Genomic DNA, 18,880 nt, shown 5'->3' on the forward strand with positions numbered 1-18,880 from the left:
AAGCAAGTTTGAAGTTTGTCGCCCTTGTCCGCCCGGCTGCCCCGCAAGCCCCCTTCTCTCCAGGAGATGCTGCAGCGCTGCGGGGGACTGGAGGAGACGCTGCCGATGCTCTCCCGCCTGGCCACCGCGGCGGAAGGAGATCACTACCTGCACTGGGATGAGCTGCGCCATCGCCCCCCGCCGGAGGGGCTGAGCCATGAACAGTGGTGGTTGGCCGAGAAGCTCTCCCGCCGGCCCACCCCACTGCCGCTTCTGGCGAGTGACGGACAGGCCTTCTGGTGCTCGCAACCGCCTGTGCTGCTCCAGGGCCTGCATCAGATCGAGAGGCAGGCTGGTATCAATGCGGTGGCCCCCGAGGCCGTCAACACCCGCTCCACCCGGGATCGCTATCTGCTGAGCTCGCTGATGGAGGAGGCGATCACCTCCTCGCAGATGGAGGGCGCCGCCACAACGCGGGATGTGGCCAAGGCGATGATCCGCAGCCGCCGGCCGCCCCGGGACCGCTCCGAGCGGATGATCCTCAACAACTTCCTGACGATGCAGCGCATCCGGGAGCTGCGGGAGCAACCGCTGACACCTGAACTGGTGCTGGATCTGCACCGTTTGGTGAGCGCGGACACGCTGGATGACCCCGGGGATGCCGGCCGGCTCAGGCCACCAGGGAAAGAGGTGGTGGTGGACGACGCCTACGGCACCGTGTTCCATGTGCCGCCACCGGCCGAGGAGCTGCCCGGGCGGCTGGAGGAGCTTTGCCGCTTTGCCAATGGCGAAACCCCAAAGGTGTTCATCCACCCGGTGGTGCGGGCGATCGGCCTGCACTTCTGGCTGGCCTACGACCACCCCTTCTGCGATGGCAACGGCCGCACGGCCCGGGCGCTTTTCTATTGGGCGATGCTGCATCAGGGCTACTGGCTATTTGAGTTCATCTCGATCTCCTCGGTGATCAACAAGGCCCGCGGCCAGTACGAGCGGTCGTTCCTGTTCAGCGAGAGCGACGACAACGACCTCACCTATTTCCTGCTGGCCCAGGTGAAGGTGATCCAGCAGGCCATCGCCAGCCTGCATGCCTATCTGGAGCGCAAGGCCGGCGAGGTGGGGGCCCTGCAGCAGCGGTTGGAGGGGATGGATGGGCTGAACCATCGCCAGCTGGCGCTGCTGCGCCATGCTCTGCGGCATTCCGGATTCCGCTATTCGGTGCTCTCCCACCAGAACAGCCATGGCGTGAGCCATCAGACCGCCCGCAGTGATCTGCAGAAGCTGGCAGGGCGTGGGCTGCTGATAGCGGGCAAGGACGGACGGCGGGAGGTGTTTCGGGTGCCCGAGGATCTGGCGATGCGGCTGCCGGGCTGAGCACGGCGGACGCTGAGCGATGATGGCAATCTGATGCATAGAAACACCTCTGCCGATAAAGCTTCCAGTGATTCATGAGCAGCAGAGGAGAATTGCAGCCAGTTGCTAGTTACTAGACTGATGCCGATCAAAAACGGTCATGCGGCCTCTCCAAGGGAGCCGCGATGAAAACTTGCCAGACAAGATTCATGACCTTGTCAATGCCTTGCAATGACGGGCCTAGGAGCTTGAATTGTTCATTTCATTACGAACCGAACCAGAGAGATCATCGACGGGCATCAAGTCGCCACATCCACAAAGGTATCCGCCATCATCATCTTGTAGTGAGCGTCGTGGTTCGTTTTTTCGAATATCGCCCTGAATACCCTCAGATACGACTCCACCATCGTTTCATTGATTGAAACATAAAGGTCATCGAGGGCATAGTGTGAACCATCATTGACCCAGGAGCAAAGCGAGTTGCAGATATACCTTTCATTCCCCTCAAACTTTGCACAGAGGTCGTCAAAGGCCATGCCACCTAGAATCTTGAAATAGTTCTCCAATATGCGTCGCAACGTGTTTTGGATCGCGGGGCTTGAATGCTCTTGCTTACGAACCTCCGCCCAAAGCAGCTCATATGATGTTTTTATTGGATTAGACTGATACTTCTCAAGTCTTGACATTAGACCCGGCTTCCTCACGATCCAGTAAGTCCTTTCACTCAGCGACACACCTTTTTGCCTAGACGGGTAGGTTACTTCCTTGTGAAAGTACACGTTATGAGTGAGAACAAAGATTTGCTTTATGTGTCCCACCCCAGCGCGAACCTCACTGAATAGCTGCTTGATAAGACTGCCCACAATAAACAGAATATCGCTATCGAGTCTCGAGACAGGGTCGTCAAAGACTACAATCCTATCAGTGGTCATCCCAGTCTCAGTCTCACTACCCTTAAGAAGATAATAAAAATAAAGAAAGGTGACAAATGTCTTCTCTCCTTCGCTTAAAGTTGCCATAGCCTCTGATCCATCTGAACGAACCAGCTTGTAAGACTTACCGCTGGCTACTGTCGAAAGTATAAAGCCTTGGAAACCAAACGAAGAAAGCAGACCATTGACACCATCGACGGTTGGCTGGATGCTAGTGGATTGTTTTTCCAGTTCGCTAATCTCTGCCTCCTTCTTCAGCATTTCCGCCGTTGCCTCTTCGATCTGCGCTGTCATCGCCGTGATCGCCTTTTCCAGTCCATCCTTTGAAGCCTTGTATTTAGAGAGCTCAGGCTTTAATTCCTCAAGAATGAATCTCCATATCTGCGCAGTCAGATTGATGCGCTCATTCCTTAGGTTCGCAACCATCTTGTTATGCTCAGCTACATCCATATTAGAGTCGTCGACGAGACCCTTAAGTACTGCACAGACATTGCTAAGGGAATCCAACTCGACCAATCGGCTCGCTTCCTTCTTCTTTACGGCAAGGCGTTGGTTATTGATTAAAATCTTTGCATCAAGCAAATCCTTCTCTAATTTTAGCTTCTCCACGTCAAGAAACCTGGAATGCGACGCAATGATTGACTCTATTAGCTGCTGAATTCGCGAAGCTTCGGTGCGGTAGTCCTCGGCTAGATTATCAATTAACCTGGTATCTTGCGCAAAAGCATCGTCAAAGAAATCTCTTAGACTTTGCGCAAAAGCATCGCTCGTCTTCTGCTGGCAAAACGGGCACACACCATTATTTACGTGATAAAAGTCTAGGCCAGCTCGAATCCAATCGCTGTTTTCAAGCTTTTTTACCATCGCAGCTATGTCGACAGTGTCCTTGCCAATGACTTGCTTTCTAAGAATGGGAGTTGCTTCAAGCTCAAGTAGCTTGGTGGTATCGACAGTGGGAGTAAAAGTCTCCACAGCTGGGGAACCTGCAAACAGATTCTCCGCTTTTTTCTCCAGCTCATCTAAGGTCAGAAGACTCGCAGCATTTGAGATACTCTCTTCAAGTACCTTGTTCTTAAATCGTTCCGCGCTATTCCGAAATCCTTCAAAGCCACCTTGTAGTTTCGCATCGTGCTTTTGCTTTTGTAACCAACACCTGGCTTTGAATCCCACTTCGATACTCGCCAACTCCCCCTTCTTCCCTCCCTTCCCATCGTCGCCCTGGAGGTTCCGCCTTAGATTTACAACTTTCGCCGTACTTGCATCTTGCTCTTCCTTCGCAGATGTAATCTGCGCGAGTATGTCGACCTGCTTCTCGCCTAAAGTGAACACGCCTTTTAGATGTGTCGACTGATTGAAGTTCCGCTCAACAAAGTCGTTATTGTAGACGAGCGCCCTTAACTTTTGACCAGCCCTCCAGGTCACTGGACAAGTCGGAAATGTTGATTCATCCGCGATAATCCGACCAATTGTGGTCTTCCCCGTGCCATTAGAGCCGTAAATGAAATTGAAATGGGATAATCCCTCAAGCAACTCTGCAGTATCGCCGTAGGTAGCAACTCCAGAAATACTAATAGACTCAATCATGGCTTGTCTCCTCTGCTGGATTATTGATTGATTCACTTGCTACCGCGTGGCTAGTCCCGTGAGCCAGGTTATGCCTGGTTTTGTGTAGCGAAAATCCATCTCGAGCGGAGGGTGCGTCAAGATAGATGCAGCAGACTTTTGGGCGCTCAAATCTGTAGCAATTCCATCGTTTTTGCCACTCATGCTTTAGTTCAAGCTTGATCCAGTGATGCGCCGGGTGTCGAGGCTGGGCAAGGGAACCACTCACAACCCCAGTCCCATCTGCTCGACTTGTTGAGCTTCAGTCTGGCCCGAATCGCCCGCCGAGGCGGCTTTGGAGGGCCGGCCCCGCTTCTTGGCCCCACCAGCAATAGCCGCCACCTTGGCCGCCTTCTTCCCGCCCTTGCCATGCAACCCCTGGGCCACCTCCTCCGCATAGCGCTCCGCATTCAGCGCCAGCAAGCGGGCGAGCACGTCGTCGCGAACGTCATCAGACCAGCGGTAGCGCCAGGGGAGTTTCTTTTTGCCCTTCACGGCGCCGTAGGCGCGCACTTGGGCCTCGAAGGCACAGGCTTCATCGGGCTCCCAGAAGAACAGCTCGCCGCTGTCGATGCGGTCCTGGAGGTCGTCGGGAAGCTGGGCGTCGTCTTCAAGATCGAGGTAATCGAGCCCGAAGCCGCAGTCGGTGAGCACATCGCTCCAGCCGTAGGCGGCCAGTATGGCCTGATCCATCTCGACGTGGAGACGACGCAGCTCCAGGAGGCCGCTGCTGGTTTCGGCAGGATCGTGGAATCGGTTGTAGGTGCTGGTGAGGCCTTCGTTGTTGCTCACCATCAGCTCGGCGCGGAATTGGTGGTAGCGCTCGCCGATGGCTTCGAGGCTCTGGCAAGTGGCTGAGTGGGCGGGATCGTTGGCGGCGGAATCGAGGAGGGCGGTGGGGAAGGGAAAGGTCTCGAAGCAGTCGGAGGGGGTGTAGCGAAGGCGTTCTTCAAGCGAGGAGCCAAGAAACCGCAGCCACTCTTCATGGAGCTGGCTTTGCAGAGCAGCAAGCCGCTGACTCTCCTCAGTCGAAATGACGATTGTTGCCTCTGAAAAGACGCAGCCCGTGGGCATGAAGGTGATCTGCCAGTACTGCTGATGCCTTGATAGTGCCAGCACCCGCTCACACCCTGCAATCGCCTCATACAGCGCAGGACATGTCTCTCCAAAGCGCCACCAGTAACGTGCACGAATCTCGCGGTTCTGAGCAAGACGCCCAGGCTTCACCTTTCGATCCACAATCGCCATCAGATCCGGCCACTCTCGACGGCACTCCTCCTCGCTCCGCTCCCCGAAGTTGATCACATAGCGGTGATGGGCATGGGTGGGGCTGCTGTTCACCTCCTCTCCGCCGATATACGGAAGAATCACCTCGACATTCTTCGGGTTCTCCGCGATCAACCGCTCCATCGTGGCGATCGGTGAGGGAATGCCCGGTGTGTCGTCGTCGGCCGGGCTGGAATCATCGAAGGTGAAACCCATGCCCAGCACATAGCTGCCCACGAAGCTCTTGCCGGCATTGGATGCCAGCTGTTTGGGATCCTCACTGCCACCATTGGCGAACAGGAACGCCGTGATCTGCTGTACCGGCCGCCGCTCCAGCAGCTTCACACCGGCGTAGGCCCCCTTGAACAGGTGCACCACGCTGACCACGACGGCTGCTACGCCGGGCCACTTGTAGCGCTTGCGGGCGGCATAAATCGTGCCTCCGTTGAGGCAGATCCAGCGGAGGCCGGTGCTGCGGGTGTCGCCCTGGGCGATGGTGTTGGTGGCGATCAGGCCCAGTGATCCACCAGGCCGCAACAGATCAAAGCAGCGGCGGAAGAAGTGGGCCACCAGATCGGCGTTGCCGTGGCTCTCAGGGTGCAGCTGCTTGAACCAGTCGAGGATGCCGTCGGGGCTGCCCTCGGCGATGGTGTTCTTGCCGGCGAAGGGCGGGTTGCCCACGACAACATCGAACCCCGGCTCTACCCGCCCGAACACATCCGGGAAGGCGAACTGCCAGTGCAGGGGCGTGATGCCCTTCTCGCCTTCGCGCAGCCGCTCCAACGGTTCTGCCAGCTCGTCCTCCAGCTCCGCCGCTGAGCTGTGCTGCAGTGTGGCCGCCAGATACAGCTGCTTCAGCTCTACGCGATCCTTCGCCTTCTTGCCGTTGAAGAACGCCGCCACCAGCAGATCGCCCACGGTGCGCAGATAGGCGGTGCTGGCGTTCAGCGCATCGAGGGCCTGGCGCTTCTGGGCATCGTCGGCATCGCTGCGGCTGTCGGCATGGAACAAGGCAAAGCTGCGGGCCTCTTGCTGCCGCACCTGATCGAGCAAGGTGATCTGGAGCTCGCGCTGCAGGCTCGCCCCCTTCAGGGCCTTCTCAATCTCGCCGCGTTCCATCCCCACCAGCGAATCGCCGCACTTGAGGGCGTGATCCACGAAGGTGAAGGGCGCGTCCTTGCTCAGGCTCACCAGCCACAGGCTCAGCCGGGCCAGGTTCACCGCAAACGGGTTCTTGTCGACCCCGTACAGGCAGCTCTGGGCGATCAGCCGGCGGGCATAGATCAAGGGCTCTTCCCCGTGGGCAGAGCCACCGGGCTGGAGGGCATCTGGCAGGCCCTCCCTGCTCCAGGCCAGCTCCAGCAGTTCGGCCAGGTAGCGGCAGCACTCCACCAGGAAGGCGCCGGAGCCCATGGCCGGATCGCAGATCTTCAGCGCCAGGATCTGGGCGACCGTTGGCTTGCCGCCGCAACGATCCAACCAAGGCCGCAGGGCTTCTTCCACGATCGGCCTCGTGAGCGCCCGGGGTGTGTAGTGGCTGCCGCTGCGGCGCCGTTCCTCAGTGGGCTGGAACACCAGGCTGCCGGTGGCCTGGGGTCCCTCGAACAGGCTGCGGTCAATGCGGGGGGCCAAGGCCTCCAACAGCTCGGCCTCGCTGGTCGCCGCCTTCAGGGCATTGGCCGCTTTGGCCGGCAGGGTGGTGGCGGCCTGCTCCTCCAGCCAGGCCTTGCGCTTGGCACCCGAAAGAGCCAGCAGGGCATCGAGGTCCACCGCCGTGGTGAGCTGTTTCTTGGCCCCCTGGGGCTTGCTCTTGAGGCCGATGCAGCGGCCAGGGATGCGGCGCACCGCATAGCCCATGATCCCCTCGTACACCGAGCCGATCTGCTCCACATCGAGGGCGCGGTAGCTGATGCGCTCGCCCTTCACCACCAGCAGGTTGGAAAGCACCTCGTGCACCACCCCATCGCTGATCCAGGGGGTTTCCAGCCAGGGGTAGGCCTCGGGGTTGAACAGCTGCCCTTTGCGCGCCGGCAGGTAATCCACCGTGGGGCCACCACCGGCGAACACCAGCCGGCAGAGGCTCATCAACCCGGCCCAGGCGCCATAGCGCTGCTCCATGGTGTCGGGAAACTCAGCGGCGTCCTGCTCCAGCCGCTCGAAAACACCGCTCACCTTGTAGTTCTGCTCATACACCGCGTCCTTTGGCAACAAGGCGTTGTCCTCTGCGTAGAGCAGGAACACCAGCCGCATCAGCACCGTGATCAGGCCGCCGTAGAGCTGCTGCGGGTCCCGATCAGGCAAGTCCCTGAGCAACGGGCTCCCTTGGCGCTGGCTCAGCTCATCGGCCTGCTGGAACCCCCGCAGCAGATCCCACAAGGCCGCCAGCACCTGATCCGCCAGGGCATTGCTGACCACCGCCTGGAAGCTGCGGCTCTTTTTGAGCACATCCGCTAAGCGGTAGCCATCGGGGTCGAGGAACACATGGCTCACCCCCAGCAGCAGATCCAGCCCCGAGAACATCAGCCGGCCGCTCACCTCGGCGAGATCCTTGAGCAAGAAGGTGATGTGCCCAGAGCTCTCCCCCTTGGGTGCCACCACCAACCGCAACTGGCTGCCGTTGAACAGCAACCCCGCCTCCACCCCTGTTTCGCGCAGCAGCCGCTCAAAACGCTCCTGGGCGCTGGCCCGCCAGAGGTGCTCGCCACCGGTGACCTTCTGATCCAGGGGCGTGAGCAACGGCAATGCCTGCACGAGCAGTTGCGCGCCATCGCCGGAAGCAGCAGGCACCACGGCTGAAGGTTGCAAGGTTTCGCCGAGTTCAGGCAGTTCCCTGGTGTAGCCCTCGATCAGGTTCGGGTCGCTCTGGACCTGGTCGCCACTCCAGCCCAGGTGATCCACCAGCAAGGTCTCGATGCTGGAGAAACCCAGCTCCCGGTCTTCCGCATCAGCCTCGTCCTCGGAACCAAGGGCTTCCAGGGATTCCCGGTAGCGCTCCTGCCGCTCGATCAGCTCACTACCACTGCGGGTCACCACCCAGCCGGCGTCCTGCATCGCCGCAGGCGCCACCACCAGGCCCACCGGCTGCAGGTAGCCCAGCCACTCCCGGTGGGCCAGGAGCTCTGGATCGCGTTGGACTCCTCGATTGGCCATGGTTATCCGCTGATCGGCCAGAGGTACACGAGCCCCGCCGGCTCCAGCCGGTGGGTGATCACCCGGTAGCTCTCCTGAATCCGCTTCGGTTCAGAGGCCAGCTCTGTTTCGATCGCTTCCAGGCGCCGCTGCCAGTGCTTCTGATCAGCAGAGAGTTGTTTGCGCTCCTGGCTGGAGAGCTTCTGCAGATCCAGGGCAGGCACATCCAGCTGCTCTTCCAGACCTGGGATCAGTGCGGTGGACTCAGCAGCCGCAGCCTGTCGATCGAGCTTGGCCAGATCCCGGTTGCGCTGTCTCACGGTGGCATTGATGCGTTTGCGCTGGGCCCGGAGCACCTCCTTGAGAGCAGCAGCCTCCGTGTCCCCCCGCTGCTTGAGCAGTTGAGCCGCGCCGGCCTGGGCCTGGCCCGCGGCCTCATCCAAGGCGGGCTTGAGCGCTGCCACATCGGCTGGGGCTTCGGCCTGCAGCTGGCTGCGGATCGCAGCCGAGATCGCCTCTGAGTTGCCGTGCTCCATCGCCTTGGTGAGGGCGGCCCAGGCCTGCTCCTGCTGAGCACCCGCCAGTGGCTTCAGCACAGAAGCGCGGTCTGCACCGGGATGCCAGTCGGCGATCACGCTGATCAGCTGGTCGTGCAGCCGGGTGGCCCCCTGACCAAACAGGGACAGCCGGCCCAGCACCAACACCTTCGGCTGCGGATCCGTGCTGGCCAGCACGCAGGCCCGGCTCAGCTCGTGGTGCAGGAACCCCTGGCTCAGGAAGCGGCTCAGCAAGCGCTGCACCAAGCGGTGCTCCAGGTGCAGGTGCACAGCCTCGGCATTGAGGCGGCCGGGATCCGAGAAGATCACCGGCCGTACCGGGTGCTCCTGGCGCCACTGCCACAGCGGCGTCTTGCGATCCCACACGCCCCGCAGGCTGTCGAGGGTGTGCTCCCAGCTGCGGTCATTGCTGCCGGCCGCCAGGGCTTCAGGGTGATCCAGGCGCCAGCAGGGCTGCCCCTTCTCGTCGCTGCCCTGCACCAGGCCACTCACGCCCAATAGATCGAGCGAGCAGTTGAGGGCCTCGCGGAAGGGGTCGTCATCGAATCCCAGCCAGTCGTGGGATTTGGCCAGGAGCTGGCGCAGTTCATCCTGCTGATGCTGCAGCTTCTCCACCCGACGGGTCGCTTCCAGCTCCTCGCGGGCCCGGTTGAGCATCGCGCCGCGATCGGTGCTGGCGGAATCCATCGCCAGCAGCTGCTGTTGCACCGCCTCGGTGTCGTCGGTGTCGATGCCGCCTTCGAGCACCTCATCCACCTGGCGCTGCACCAGGGGTGAAAGGGAACCCAGCTCCTGGCGGATCACCTCCGTTTTCTTCACCAGGACATCCATCACCCGGTCTTCCGGCCGGTCTTCCAGCACGAAGTAGTGGCACCACACCTGGGGAGCCCGCTGCAGCTTCCGGTCAATCCGGCCGTTGCGCTGCTCCAGCTTGCTGGGGTTCCAGGGGATGTCGAAATGGATCAGGTGCTTGCAGTGGTTCTGCAGGTTCACCCCCTCCCTGGCGGCGTCGGTGGCAATCAGGATCCGCAGAGGCTCTTGATCGGGGTCGGCATTGAACTGGGCCTTCAGTCGCTCACGGTTGTCTTCACTCATGCCGCCGGTGAAAGAAGCGATGCGGCGGTCGGCGTCGTCATTCCCGAGCAGGTCGCGCAGCTGCCGCTCCAGGTAGCGCTTGGTGTCGACGTAGTCGGTGAAGATCAGCAGGCGAGTTGGGTTCCATGTCGCCTTGGCCTCGCCGAGATCGGGGCAGAGCTGGGTGCGCAGAAACGTCTCCAGCAGCTGGATGCGGGGATCCGGCCTGTTGCGGTTGGCCGCTGCGATCTCGGCCATCCTCTCCAGTAGTGCCAGATCGCTCTGATCGGCCTGGAAGGTCTGGCGCAGGGCCGCCCGGGTCTGGGCCTCCTCCAGGTTGAGCAGCTCATCTTCGGTGAGTTCGGCCAGGTCGCTGTCGCTATCGGCACCGCCGAGCATCAGATCCAATGGGACCCCTGAAGCCGCAAGGGCTCCGCGCCGCTGCTCCTGCTTCTGATCCAGGCTCTTGCGGTGCACCTTGAGGGTGCGGGCGAAGGCTTCGATCGAGCTGAGCAGCCGCTTCTGCAAATTGGTGATCACCAGCCGATCGGCATTGAGTTGCCGCTTGGTGGCCCCCTGCTGAAGCAGCCGTTGCTCCCGTTGCTTGCGGTACTTCTGGAGCAGCCGTGAAAGCTCCAGCTCCGGGGTGTCGGCCGGCAGGCTGCCTTTGGGAACGGAGAGGGGTTCAACGATCCGCTCGGGAAACTCCTCGCCGATGCGGCGCAGATCGTCCTTGAGCCGGCGCACCAGCACCGTGTCCAGATCACCCGGCGCAAAGGGCACACCCCGCACGAAGCGGGCCGGATCGAGCAGTTCCAGCAACGCCGTGAAGCTGTTGCTGTGGCCGTTGTGGGGAGTGGCCGAAAGAAAAATACGGTGCTCAAATAGGGGTGCCAGGTCCCGCAGGCTGCGGGTCAACCCCGAATCGATGGCATAGCGGAGCGTGTTGCTGGCAGGCGCGGCGTTATGAGCTTCATCAAGGATCAGCAGGCTCTGGACAGGGGCCTGGTCGTCCCCGCCTTTGCCCTGCTCCAGCCACACCCGCAGCGGAGCTGCGTATTCCGAGTTGCGCAGCAGGGCGTGGGAGATCAGGAAGCGGCTGTGGGTGCTCCAGGGGTTGGTGCCATACCCCCGCTCCTGGCGCACTTTGGCCACATAGGCCCGGTCCATCACGGTGAACGCCAGACCGAAACGGCTCGCCATCTCCTCCTGCCACTGGCGCAGCACTGAAGGCGGGCAGCTGATCACCACCTGCTTGATCCGCTGGCGCAGCAGCATCTCCCGCAGGATCAGGCCCGCTTCGATCGTCTTGCCCAGGCCCACGTCATCGGCGATGAACAGACCCACCCGCGGCATCTGCAGCGCCTTGCGCAGTGGCTCCAGCTGGTAGGCCTTCACATCGATCCCGGCCCGGTAGGGGGCCTGGAACAGCTCGGCGTCGGTGGCCGTGACGCAGTTCCAGCGCAGCGTGTTGAGGTAGGCCGAGAACTGCTTGGGTTGGTCGAAGCCTCGCTGGGCCACCGCCTCCCAGCTGCTCTCCCCCAGCAGCTCGAAATCAATCTCCCGCTCGCGGAACACCGTCAGCCGCTGACCAATGGCGTCGTCCTCCATGCAGGCCATCGACACAACCGTGTCGGCACCTGGCTCTAGGGGGGCTTGCACGTCCTCCACCAGGTAGCGGCGGGTGCGGCAACGCACGACAGCGCCGGGCTTGAGTTTCTGGCGAGTTCGGGAAGGCGAGGCAGTCATGGGCTCAGCACTCCGACCCACCGGGGGAGGTTCTCTGCCAGGAGCCGACGTTGTTGCACCCCGCAAGCGTCGCCATCGAAGAACCCGCCGTCCAGCAGGGCTGCAGGGTTGTGCTTGGAGGCCCGTCGAGATCCGGTGGTCCGGTGCTGAGGTCTACCGGTCGGTTCATCAGCGCGGCTGCCTCACCTGCCGGTCACTGTCGCGTCGTTGGACCGGAAACAGGGTTCCGTTCATGCGAAGGACCAGGCGCCCAGCCAGGGACAAAATGCATACGGAGAGCCACATGCCCAGTCTGAACGGACCTCGGCCGAATGGGGTGGAACTCAGAGAAGACTCACCTTCCCGTGAGCCAGAAGCCACAGGACCTGGCTATGTCTTGGCTCCTGTGCCGGTGCGGTCCCATGCCCTTCCGCTTCCGCCGCAGCACCCGCATTGACCCCCTGCACGTCAACAACGCCAGGAGTGGCCGCAGCTCGATTTCGCTTGGGGGTCGGGGAACGTCCTTCAACATCCCGGTCGCCCGCTCCGGCAGCCCCCGCACCACCGTGGAGTTGCCCGGTAGCGGGTTGAGCTGGAACGTCGAGCACAGGCCAGAGGCTTCGCGTGTAGCGACGGCGGGCCTGCCCAATACCCGACGCTTCCGGCCCGTACAGCTCGACAGACGGAGCCTCAGGACCGAGGGGCAGCGGGTTCTGCCGATAACGATGGCGTGGCGTGAACGGAACGCATCGAGGCGGCCTCCAGCATGGGACAGCCAAGCGGCTTCAGGCCTGGGAGCCCGATTGGGTTCGTTCCAGGTACCCAGCCGCCCACACCGCCGGGGCAATCCCCGATGGAACCAGGCGCCCATAGGCCTCACTGGAGAGGATCTCGTTCACGGCCTCCCCCAGCAGTTCGTTGGAGCGGCTGCCGGGCAGTCGGTCGCTGAGGGTCTGGTGGATGCTCAGCAGATACCAGGCGGTGCCGTCGAGCCCCGCCTTGAAGCGATCCCAGCTAGCAGAATCGCGGCGGGCATCGAGCACTTGGTCCCGGGCGTTGTGGGCCTTGTCAGCTGCTTTCACCCGCAACGAGCCTTGGCGCTTGTGCTCCAGCGACGCCACGTAACGGGTCTTGCGCACCAGCCAGGGTTCTTTGCTTGCGCCGGTCAGGCCTTCAGCGGTGTCGGTGCAGTCGAGCACGAAGTCTGCTACTTCAGCACCAAGGCGCTCGGCGATCGATCCGTGGTTCTGGCCCGCATCCTCAATGGCGTCGTGAAGCAGACCTGCGATCGCTTCGTTCTCACTGCCGCCGTCCTCCCAGACCAGAGCACTGACGGCGATCAGGTGGGAGAGATACGGCACTGATTTGCCGTTGCGGGTCTGAAAGCGGTGCAGCTGGGCGGTCCAAAGCAGGCCTCGTCGTAGCGCTCGCTGTGGGTGGGGGGCATGTTCGTCATCAACAGATCTTGGATCGGCTCAGTGTTGGGCGTTGACCTGAGCTTCTCTTGCCTGGCGGGCCTGGTTGCTCGTGCCGAGGAGCTCCAGCTGCACTACGGCACTCCCGCCCCCACCCGCTCAGGCATAAACCCCTATTGCCCCTGCTGGCAGGCCATCCGATGGTTACTGCAAGATAACCGGGACGCGCCAGAACATGGAAGACACCCCACCTCAGCATCCGTCAGGAGCGCGCTGACGATCCGGCCCCTGCTCCAACACTCTCAACGGATCTCTGGCTTCCCTGGCGTGTCACGCCGTCGCCATCCATCGCACCGTTCACGAGCTCAGCTCCAGGTGCCCCGGACCCAACGGGAAGTCCCACTCATACCCTGGCCCCAGGTGCCAGCGTCAGCCACTCCGCCCCACAACCAAAGACACCCTGATCTGACGATCAACCGACCGCGCAGCTGCGCCCCGTCCCCTTTAGCAGGCACCACGGCTGAGCAGGCAAATGCCCGGGGCCCACGCTCCGGGCTTTGTTGTGTCCAGACTCAACAGTCCACTGGGCTTCCCCAAGGACGATGCGCTTGGAGGTCTTGAAGGAGGGGATTGCCTCCGTGACGGAGCGGCTGAAGTGCTCGGGGGAGTGGGGGCGGCATTTGCAAATGGATGGGCTCCTTCCCAGGAGCGATGCCCTGCTTCAGTGGTTGAGCAGCGGCCAGATCAGAAAATCCAGACCTTCACATGTTTCCGGCATGAAAGGGCAAATAAAGTAGCGTCAACCTCAATTAGGGCTGGATCTTGGGAACGCTGGAGTCAGCAGCTGCGAACAGGGGCTTGTCTTTGAAGCCGAAGGCGCGTGCCACAACCGAGAAGGGAAACATGCGTATACTGGTATTGTAGCTGGCTACAGCCTGATTGTAGCGACGGCGCTCCACGGCGATGCGATTTTCTGTGCCGGCCAATTCGTCCTGAAGACCAACATACAGTTGGCTACCGCTAAACGACTGTGCGTTAATGATCACAACATTGAATTGATTTAGTGCGCGCTCCATCTCAACGGCAGCCGCAATCTTTTGAGGCCTTGATTGCGCTGCCAAGTAGGAGCGATGCGCAGAACTCAGCGTAGCCGCCAGCTCCAGCTGGCGCTTTGCACCCCTGTCGGTCGCTGCCAGCAGATTAGGTATGAGATCACTTCGGCGCTGAAATTGATTTTCGACCTGTGCCCAAGCCAGATCAACCCGCTGGTTTGCGGTGGCCAGGAAATTGTAGGTGAATGCCATGCCACCGATCGCGACCAAACCAACAACGAGACCAGTGCGCTGAAGCCGATGGAGTCGCTCACGGGCCTGCAGGCGCTCGAAACGAGTCAACTCCTCTCGGGCTTGGATTTGGCTGAGGGCGGCGTCGATGAATTCGGGTGGGATGTCCACCTCACTCCCCGCTTGCGTGAGTTCCTCACGGGAGTACATAGGGTTCCGTTCAGCCTGGAGACGGGCCGCCAACTCGAACACCTCTGAAGCCTTGTCCTCCGGAACTTTTTGTTTTGTCATGCTTTAGCTGCAACATGCAGCTGAGGGTAGACTAGGCGAAGTATGGATCATCCTGCTATCGCCAGTGGTTCTCTACATCACATCGTTAAAGATTTAGATGTCTGGCCAGCGGATTTGGCGAAGGCTCTGGGCGATGGGGCTTGTGGACTGGCTCATTATCGTGGCGCTGCCGGCGTGGGGCGGACTGGTGGAGACGATCCCGAATCCACGCCAGGACAATCACGGCTGGGTGAGCGATACGGCCGAAGTTCTGAGCCCTCAGTCAGAAGCCAGGATCAATCAAGCGATCGACCACCTCAAAAGTCAAAACGGAGCAGAGATGGCGGTGGTGACCATCAAGGCGCTGCCCGATGATCAAACAGCCAAGGAGTTAGCCACCGAGCTCTTCAATCACTGGGGGATCGGTGAGGCAGGTAGGGATAATGGTTTGTTGTTTTTGGTGGCAGTCGCCAATCGGCGAATGGAGGTGGAAACGGGGTACGGCGCAGAGGCGGTGCTCCCTGATGGACGGGTGGGCCGAATTCTCCGTCAAAAGGTAGCCCCGCGCTTCCGGACTGGCGATATTGAGGGTGGGATCGTGGTGGGAAGCGAGACCTTTGTTGACGCCTTGAGCCGAACCGCCTTTACTCCAGGGCACAAAGTTTCGTCACCGGTTGATGTGTTTTGGATACCGGTGCTGCTCACACTCTTTGGGGCATCATTGCTGGGATGGTGTCACCTCTTCAACTTGTCCAATTCTCCTCTTGTATTGCCACCTGTGGGCTATACCCGCACCAATTCGGACCCAATGCTGCCAAAGAGGTTCTTCCTCCTTGTTGACGCCACCGGCCTCATGGCACTGCTCTCACTGATGGGTGCTCTACTGCTGCTGTTTAGGATGTCGCCCGGAGCAATCTTATCTATTGTTTTGGTCTTGGTAATGGCGCCTGGCTGCATACCGCTGTTGGAACGGAAATGCGCGAGAGGTGTCGCCAATGCCAGGCGAATGCGTCAGCTGGTACGCTGCAAAACCTGCGGAGGACAGATGCATCCTGTCCCTTCTGAGGTTGTGGCTGAACGCCTAAGTCCACCGGAAGCAGCGGCGCGGGACCTAGCCGATGTTGCCTTCGAGGCTTGGCGTTGCACCCTATGCCACCCTCACCTGATGCTGGAGTTGGTGGACTTTCAAGAACGAACAAACGACCTGCACTTGTTCGCTTACGAGAAGCCTAGCCTTTACAGCCGGTGCCCAAGGTGTGACCAGAAGGCAGTCATGCAACACATCAGCAATCTGGCTGACAGCCCCTTGTCACTTGGCATTAGTGGTGTTAGGCGAATTACGAAGCATTGCTTGGCCTGCGGGCATGAATCGCATCAGGATATTGAGCTCGTAAGCAGTCGCTCTGGCGATAGCAACGGTGACGAGTTCGGTGGAGGCGGCAGCTCCGGTGGCGACTTCGGCGGTGGCAGTAGTGGGGGCGGTGGGGCAGGCAGCGATTGGTGAATCTTGTACCCACCACCACCGGCGATTGGAAAGTTGAGACCTCTCCCAATCGACCAATCTCACCGCCAGGTGGCTTGATGGAGCAGTGCAATGCGTCGTCATCGAGAAGCCTTCACCTTCCTGCATCTTCCTGCAGCTCGCCGAGGTGGCTCTCCAAAGTCAGCACTGCACGCCATCACCCATCATCGACTTCACAGCCAGCTAAGCCCTCGGGGGAGACAGGCTCCCTGGGGCTCTGTACTGGTATTACATGAGCTGAGTGCTCTTTCCGTGCTCGGGGAATGCCCGAGGCTCTTGGCCGCCAGGGACGGGCTGATCTGCGGGTTGTGAATCGCCCGCACCGCCCAGGCATGGCGCAGGTCGTAGGGGAGGAACGGGGCCCCATGGCGGCGCAGGGCCACCCCCAGCTGGGAGCCGACCGTGCGGTGGTCGCGATCGAGATTGATCGCCGGCAGGCGCTTGTCCTGCAGCCCCCAGCGGCTGATCCATGCCTTCGGCAGCGGTAGGCCCTGCCGGGCGCCGGTCTTCCCGCCCCGGATCACCACCAGCCCGTTGCTCTCCACATCAGCCATCAGCAGGGCCTCGTGGGGCCGGGCGCCGTAGGTGGCGCAGATCCCCGCAACCCACTGCCACCCCGACGGCAGCCCATCGATCAGCGCCACGATCTCCTCGTCGGCAGGCAGGTGGCGCGGCGCCGCATCCTTCAGCGGGGTGTCCCTTCCCCAGGCCCCTTAGCTCCTGCACGGCATCCGTGCCCATCTCCAGGGCCTGGGCCACGGCGGTTGCCGCCAGGGCCGCCTTGCGGCGGCTGCAGCTGCCGATCGGCTTGCACGCCACAAGGGCACGCAGGGTGTCGAAAGTCACGTCCCGTTGCGGCAGCAGGGGCTTCAGCGGGCCTGCGTAGGCGGTGGCCCAGGTCACGTCCGCACTGGGGCCTCGCTTGCGCTGCTGGATCCACCAGGCCTCTGTACGCCGCAGGGCTTCAAGACCGCTGATTCCGTCGGTCGTGGGGCCCACCATCTGGGTGGCCTGCAGCCACCGGTCGAAGGGGAAGGTCTCCAGCCCCCTGCGGTGCAGCTCCAGATCCTTGCCAAGCTGCTCGGCCAGCTCACGCGCCTGATCGACACCGGACGGATACGGGAAGGCGGTGGTGATGCGCCGCTGCTTCCAGGTGCCATCAGGCAACGGCAGGCTGGCCCGCAGCCTCAGCTTCGCCCCGGACGGGGAAACCTCGAGACTGACACTGGAGCCCAGGTCTCTCAAGGCCCGGTTGATCCGCGTGAGGTAGGGGTCCCGGCCGGCCATGAGGCGTGCCTAGAAGCGTGCCTGCTCTCGCCCAAAACGGGCCGATCTGTGCCTAATCGGTGCCTAGCAAGGACTCTCGTCGTTGCTCTGCTTTGGCTGAAAACCTCGTCTGTGACTGGGTTTTTGGTGATGGGGGTCCCGGGGATCGAACCCGGCTAAGGCGAATTATGAGTTCGCTGCATTCACCAGATTGCTAGACCCCCCGAGGCCGCTTACCAAAGACCCCGGATGGGGGCGGTCCAGGTGGTGCTGGCGGACGGCCACACGTCACTGGGCCCAGCACCGAGGCTGGTGCTGAAGCCATTGGTGATGTCGGCGGTGCGCAGGGGCATCAGGCCGCTCTGCTCACTCATCATCACCGCCGCGGTGTTCTGGATGGCGGTGCCATCCCAGATGATGTTCTGGTCAGGGAAACCGAAGGCGACGATCCTGCCCCCATCGCGGCCCGGGATCGAGAGGCCGAGGGGATCGGTGATCTGATGCAGAAGGTTGACGCCCCGGGCGAAAGGCGCCGAAAAGCTGTAAAAGCGCTGTTCCATCACCTCGGGGGCCGAGCTGGTCACGCCGCAGCGGGTGACTTCCACCGGACCCGTGCCGGCCGAGGCGGGCATGGGTGCTTCGAGGGTGGTTGTGCAGAGCACCGGACCGGCGATGGCCGGAGCCAGGAGGGACACCGCAGCAAACGGCACCAGCGCCAAAACGGGTGCAGCGAGGGAGGCGGGCACTGCCAGGATCGGTGCTGTCATGGATCATGCGGCCCCAGCTCCGGGGCAATTTGCTGGCAGGTTAGCGACCTCTGACGCTCTTCACCATCCATCTCCGGCCGCAGCTGCCGCTGCTTCCACGCCACTCCGTCTCCGTCTCGCCGCTTCGTCACCACCAATGGTCTCCCTGCCCACCAGCCCCAGCCAACAGCGCTCCGCCCTGCTCGCCCTGCTGGCGGAGCGGGCCTACCGGCTGGGCGACTTCACCCTGGCCTCGGGCCGCCGCAGTGAGCACTACGTCAACTGCAAGCCGGTGAGCCTCAGCGGCATCGGCCTGGCCCTGCTGGGCCGCCTGATGCTGGAGCAGGTGGAGGCCGAGGCCAGCGCGGTGGCAGGGCTGACCCTGGGGGCCGATCCCCTGGTCAGCGCCGTGGCGATCCAGGCCGCCCTCGCCGGCCGCGACCTTGATGCCCTGATCGTGCGCAAGGAGGCCAAGGGCCATGGCACCGGCGCCTGGCTCGAGGGCCCCCTGCCGCCGACCGGCAGCCGGATCACCGTCCTGGAAGACGTGGTGACGACCGGCGGCTCGGCCCTGAAGGCCGTGACCCAGCTGCAGGAGGCGGGATACCTGGTGAACCGGGTCGTGGCCATCGTTGATCGCCAGGAGGGCGGAGCCGAGGCGATGCAGGACGCCGGCCTCGACCTGCGCAGCCTGTTCCTGCTCGAGGAGGTGGCCGCCACGGCCACCGGGCTGGACGGCGCGGCAGGCTGAACCCCGCCCC

At 61.9% G+C, this 18,880-nt stretch carries 11 protein-coding genes, 1 tRNA gene and 1 pseudogene; 4 read left to right on the forward strand and 9 right to left on the reverse strand.

The genetic code is table 11. The annotated features are described in order from the left end of the window. The first annotated feature begins 15 nt into the window (after nucleotides 1–15). Nucleotides 16–1,350, forward strand: a complete 1,335-nt coding sequence (locus KBZ33_RS09905) for a Fic family protein (RefSeq protein ID WP_255011691.1) — start codon at nucleotides 16–18, stop codon at nucleotides 1,348–1,350. Nucleotides 1,351–1,628: 278 nt separating this feature from the next. Here the strand turns inward: KBZ33_RS09905 and KBZ33_RS09910 are convergent, their stop codons facing one another. The 3 genes from KBZ33_RS09910 to drmD form a co-directional block, all read right to left on the reverse strand. After that, nucleotides 1,629–3,845, reverse strand: a complete 2,217-nt coding sequence (locus KBZ33_RS09910; RefSeq protein ID WP_254952751.1) for an AAA family ATPase — start codon at nucleotides 3,843–3,845, stop codon at nucleotides 1,629–1,631. A gap of 243 nt (nucleotides 3,846–4,088) precedes the next feature. Then, on the reverse strand, nucleotides 4,089–8,279 hold the full coding sequence (locus tag KBZ33_RS09915) for an Eco57I restriction-modification methylase domain-containing protein (protein WP_254952750.1): 4,191 nt from the start codon (nucleotides 8,277–8,279) through the stop codon (nucleotides 4,089–4,091). Between the two features lie 2 nt (nucleotides 8,280–8,281). After that, complete coding sequence (gene drmD / locus KBZ33_RS09920) at nucleotides 8,282–11,638, reverse strand: DISARM system SNF2-like helicase DrmD (RefSeq protein ID WP_254952749.1); 3,357 nt, start codon at nucleotides 11,636–11,638, stop codon at nucleotides 8,282–8,284. A gap of 401 nt (nucleotides 11,639–12,039) precedes the next feature. On the opposite strand from drmD, the pseudogene KBZ33_RS09925 reads away from it, so the two are divergent. After that, nucleotides 12,040–12,201, forward strand: a pseudogene (locus KBZ33_RS09925) (DUF4236 domain-containing protein); the annotation flags it as partial. Nucleotides 12,202–12,402: 201 nt separating this feature from the next. Here KBZ33_RS09925 and KBZ33_RS09930 read toward each other — a convergent pair. Then, nucleotides 12,403–13,029, reverse strand: coding sequence for an HD domain-containing protein (locus KBZ33_RS09930; protein ID WP_254952812.1), 627 nt, complete (start codon nucleotides 13,027–13,029; stop codon nucleotides 12,403–12,405). Nucleotides 13,030–13,841: 812 nt separating this feature from the next. Beyond that, entirely contained in the window at nucleotides 13,842–14,606 is a 765-nt protein-coding gene (locus KBZ33_RS09935; protein WP_254952748.1) for a LemA family protein, read from the reverse strand. Between the two features lie 97 nt (nucleotides 14,607–14,703). Between KBZ33_RS09935 and KBZ33_RS09940 the strand changes: the two genes are divergently transcribed. Continuing rightward, on the forward strand, nucleotides 14,704–16,089 hold the full coding sequence (locus KBZ33_RS09940) for a YgcG family protein (RefSeq protein ID WP_255011694.1): 1,386 nt from the start codon (nucleotides 14,704–14,706) through the stop codon (nucleotides 16,087–16,089). A gap of 191 nt (nucleotides 16,090–16,280) precedes the next feature. Here KBZ33_RS09940 and KBZ33_RS09945 read toward each other — a convergent pair whose 3' ends face one another. The 4 genes from KBZ33_RS09945 to KBZ33_RS09960 form a co-directional block, all read right to left on the reverse strand. Then, nucleotides 16,281–16,661, reverse strand: coding sequence for a hypothetical protein (locus KBZ33_RS09945; RefSeq protein WP_254952746.1), 381 nt, complete (start codon nucleotides 16,659–16,661; stop codon nucleotides 16,281–16,283). Beyond that, nucleotides 16,654–17,394 carry a hypothetical protein gene (locus KBZ33_RS09950; protein WP_254952744.1) on the reverse strand — a complete coding sequence of 247 codons (741 nt, stop codon included), beginning with the start codon at nucleotides 17,392–17,394 and terminating at the stop codon, nucleotides 16,654–16,656. The genes KBZ33_RS09945 and KBZ33_RS09950 overlap by 8 nt, the downstream gene beginning before the upstream one ends. 130 nt (nucleotides 17,395–17,524) lie before the next feature. After that, nucleotides 17,525–17,597, reverse strand: a tRNA-Ile gene (locus KBZ33_RS09955). A gap of 9 nt (nucleotides 17,598–17,606) precedes the next feature. After that, complete coding sequence (locus tag KBZ33_RS09960) at nucleotides 17,607–18,140, reverse strand: Occludin/ELL family protein (protein ID WP_254952742.1); 534 nt, start codon at nucleotides 18,138–18,140, stop codon at nucleotides 17,607–17,609. A 136-nt stretch (nucleotides 18,141–18,276) separates the two neighbouring features. Here KBZ33_RS09960 and pyrE point away from each other — a divergent pair, with 136 nt between their 5' ends. Beyond that, on the forward strand, nucleotides 18,277–18,870 hold the full coding sequence (gene pyrE / locus KBZ33_RS09965; RefSeq protein ID WP_254952741.1) for an orotate phosphoribosyltransferase: 594 nt from the start codon (nucleotides 18,277–18,279) through the stop codon (nucleotides 18,868–18,870). The last annotated feature ends 10 nt before the right edge of the window (nucleotides 18,871–18,880 follow it).

This window comes from Cyanobium sp. Cruz-8D1 (assembly GCF_024345975.1).
In the GTDB taxonomy this organism is placed as follows: domain Bacteria; phylum Cyanobacteriota; class Cyanobacteriia; order PCC-6307; family Cyanobiaceae; genus Cyanobium.